2 protein-coding genes and 1 CRISPR repeat array are annotated in these 4,027 nt (G+C 36.8%); both genes read left to right on the top strand.

Features of this window, described 5'->3' with window-relative positions; genetic code table 11:
• The first annotated feature begins 132 nt into the window (after positions 1–132).
• Positions 133–1,344 (top strand): ISAzo13 family transposase, encoded by a 1,212-nt coding sequence (locus PL9214_RS03010; protein ID WP_072721577.1) that lies wholly within the window; start codon positions 133–135, stop codon positions 1,342–1,344.
• A 73-nt stretch (positions 1,345–1,417) separates the two neighbouring features.
• Positions 1,418–1,951: direct repeats of the CRISPR family, unit length 35 nt; unit sequence GTTTCCATTAATACGACTAATTTCTTAGTCTAAAG.
• A gap of 412 nt (positions 1,952–2,363) precedes the next feature.
• Positions 2,364–4,027 (top strand): choice-of-anchor Q domain-containing protein (locus PL9214_RS03005; protein WP_281250299.1); only part of this gene is annotated, 1,664 nt, incomplete at its 3' end.

The following is a 4,027-nucleotide window of genomic DNA, read 5'->3' as shown; positions in this document are numbered from 1 at the left end:
AGGAATGAAAAAGTAATAACTTGATGGGCTTCAGGTATAATGAAGTATAGGCACTGATGGCAGATTTTACAAAAATTGAGAGAACCGGGCAACGGATTTTTCGATTAAACTACACAACTTAACTTAAAACCTATGTTTTATTCTAGTTCAATTGAGGAAGAAATGAAAAAGTTTTATAACTCTTTATCAGAAAAGGATAAAAGAAGATATGCAGCGATAGAGGCTCAAAAACTGGGATGGGGAGGAATTAGTTATATCATCAAACTGTTGGGTTGTACTCGAAACACAATCGTCCGAGGAATAAAAGAGTTAAAAGAACTGGATGAACAGACTATTAATGATGTAAGAATTAGAAAAAAAGGAGGAGGAAGAAAAAGTATTTTTTCCACCCAAATTGGAATAGATGAAGCCTTTTTAGAAGTGTTAAAGTCCCGCACAGCCGGAGATCCTATGAACGAGTCAATTAAATGGACTAATTTAACCCACAAAGAAATTGCTTTGGGACTTAAGGAAGCCGGATTTAATATCAGTCCTCCCACCGTAAAGAAACTCTTAAAAAAGCATGGGTATGTCAAGCGAAAAGCACAAAAAAAGCAAACTACAGGAATTAATAAAGACCGAAATGCTCAATTTGAAAATATTGCTAGACTCGATACCCTGTATAGAGAAGCCGGTAATCCTATTATTAGTTTTGACACTAAAAAGAAAGAAGTTTTAGGGAATTTATATCGTCCAGGTACTCTGTATACAACTGAGCCTGTTACTACTTGGGATCATGATTTTTGGAGCTTAGGTCATGGAAAAGTCATTCCCCATGGCATTTACGATACTCAAAAAAACCGAGGATATGTAACATTAGGTAACAGTAAAGATACCAGTGAATTTGCTTGTAATGCTCTTAAACATTGGTGGAATCATTATGGAAAAGCTCTCTATCCTCATGCCAATTCGATTTTAGCTAAGTGTGATGGGGGTGGCAGTAATAATGCTAATCATTATATTTTTAAACAAGATTTACAAAAGTTAGTGGATGAAATTGGAATTGAGATCAGAATTGCTCATTACCCTCCCTATACATCTAAATATAATCCCATTGAACATCGACTTTTTCCTCATCTAACTCGAGCTTGTCAAGGAGTGATTTTTACCAGTCTTGGTTTGGTCAAAACTCTCATGGAAAAAACTCGTACTAATACAGGGCTATCTGTCGTTGTTAATGTCGTTGATCAGGTCTATCAAACGGGTCGGAAGGTAACTGATCATTTCAAAAAAACTCTGAAAATTGTTTTTGATGAATATTTACCCAAATGGAACTATCGAGCCGTACCTCAACTCACTCATTAATCCATTTATTGATTTTTCATTCCTTAGTCTAAAGTCTATTTCTTGGAATAGTAGAGTTTTTGAATCGTGATTAGTTTCCATTAATACGACTAATTTCTTAGTCTAAAGCTTTCTGGCGGAGCAGGAAACGATACACTTTTTGTTTCCATTAATACGACTAATTTCTTAGTCTAAAGCCACCGGAGAAAGAAAAAGATAGAACGGGGAGATGGAGAGTTTCCATTAATACGACTAATTTCTTAGTCTAAAGTTTTCAAGAAAGCGGAACCGAAGTTGACGAAATTTTTGTTTCCATTAATACGACTAATTTCTTAGTCTAAAGCAACAGCAAAAAAATGCTGAAGAGCGAGACATTAAAGTTTCCATTAATACGACTAATTTCTTAGTCTAAAGCCCGGAGGACCGTTGGTTGGGACCTTGAAAGTCCAGGTTTCCATTAATACGACTAATTTCTTAGTCTAAAGAAATCCTGATCAACTGGGACAAGGGTGGAAAAAAAGTTTCCATTAATACGACTAATTTCTTAGTCTAAAGTCTTCTTCTCGTTTCCTGCACTTGCTGCAGGAGTTGCGGTTTCCATTAATACGACTAATTTCTTAGTCTAAAGTCTAGGCTTGTAGAAGCCTTACTCTGACTGGATTATAAACCCCCAAATCTGAGGGCGTCAAGTTTCGCCTTCAATAAATGCTACTTATTCTCAATAAACAACAATAAACGATGCTTGAAACCCAGACAGAGAGGGCGATCTGAGGGGGTCAACCCAAGAATGGGTATTTCAGCAATTCCCAGACCCCCTCAGAAACTTAACCCCCTCCTGGTATTAGCAAAATTGTATCTTTAATTTTTCCCAAATAAATATGCAATAAATATTTAATAAATACTGCGATTTTTCACGACAAATAGACTCTCTAGTATAGCAATAAAAAAAGATAAGAGTTTTTCCTGATGGCTTGGAGCAATAGAGAAGAAATTAATACAATTTCAAACATTAATTTCTCTATCATAAAGGAAAATTAAGCATGGCTGAACGGTTCGTTATTAATAATCAAGATTCGGGAGCAGGCTCATTACGAGACGCGATTAATCAAGCTCAGTCTGGTGATATGATTAAATTTAATCCGACTCTCCTCGGAGGAAATACTATTACCCTAACTACAGGAAAATTAGATATTCCTGTGGGTAGAAATTTAATTATTGATGGGATTGATAATCCTAATTTAATCATTAGTGGAAATAACCAATTTACGGTTTTTTATCTCAATTCAACATCGGTTACACCAACCAGTTTAACGCTTCAAAATCTGACAATTAATAATGGGTATACTCCAGATCGAGGCGGTGGAGTTTCTACAACTCATCAAGGAATTTTAACCATAGATAATGTCAAATTTAATGATAATATCGCTGACAAAGGAGGTGGAGCAATTTTTAGTGCCTTTGAAGGTAATTTAACGGTTAATAATAGTGAATTTAATCGAAATAAAGCGATCGTAGGTAATGATGAACGAGGTGCAGGAGCGATCGCCTTTTGGGGGCCTAGAAATATTATTGTTACCAACAGCAAATTTAGTGAAAATGAAGGAATTAATGGAGCAGCTATTAATAGTTTAAATGGAAAATTAACCATTGAAAACTCTACCTTTTTAAATAATAAAACTACTGCTGCTGTTTATGCAACGGGTGAAAATAACCCCTTTTTAAGAGGATTTGGAGGGGCTGTTTACACAGATCGCGCTAGTTCTACGAATGAACCATCAGGAACGATTCGGATTGTTAATAGCCGTTTTGAAGGCAATATGGGTCGAGGAGAAGGAGGCGCGGCTTACCTATTTACCGGAACCCAAGATAACGTTATTTTTGACTCCAATCTATTTATCAATAACCAAATTTTACCCCTTCCTAATGGCGGAAATAATGGTAATGGGGGGGCTGTTGTTCAAATTAGTAATGGATTAAACCAGGGATTTACAGTTAACAATACAGCTTTTATAAATAATACCGCAGCCAGTCAAGGTGGAGGCATTTGGATGATGGATGCTCCTACAACAATTACTAATAGTACCTTTTCAGGAAATCGGGCAGAAGCAACAACAGATCAAGGTAATGGTGGGGCAATGGCTCTTTATGGCCCCACTAATATTGTTAATACTACTATTGCCGATAATTATGCAGGATGGGCAGGTGGTGGAGTTTCCGCAGCATCAGATGAAACGGTGACTGTTCAAAATACAATTTTCTATAATAATACTGCCAATAATGGGGGGAATTCATGGAATATTTTACAACATACTAATCGAACTTTTAGCGATTTAGGCGGAAATATTCAATGGCCAGGAAATCCTAATCAAACGGGAGATAATTATAACGCGACAACAAATATTGTCAAAGTTGATCCTCAATTAGGAACCCTCCAAAATGTCAACGGAACTTATATTTATCCTTTATTAATTGGTAGTCCTGCTATTGATACCGGAGTCAATAATTCATTAACAACTGATCAACAAAATCAACCTCGTCCTGTTGATGGCGATCAAAATGGAACAGTGATTATTGATAGTGGTGCTTACGAGTTCACTGTTACGCCATCACCAACTCCCACACCATCACCAACACCATCACCGACTCCAACACCATCACCGACTCCAACACCATCACCGACTCCAACACCAACACCAACACCATC

This window comes from Planktothrix tepida PCC 9214 (assembly GCF_900009145.1).
GTDB lineage: Bacteria > Cyanobacteriota > Cyanobacteriia > Cyanobacteriales > Microcoleaceae > Planktothrix > Planktothrix tepida.
This window is presented reverse-complemented; position numbering and strand designations above follow the sequence as displayed.

What these genes read in the sequence shown, in the direction of transcription:
- PL9214_RS03010 (WP_072721577.1), top strand. Translation starts at nt 133, where the DNA reads ATGTTTTATTCTAGTTCAATTGAGGAAGAAATGAAAAAGTTTTATAAC.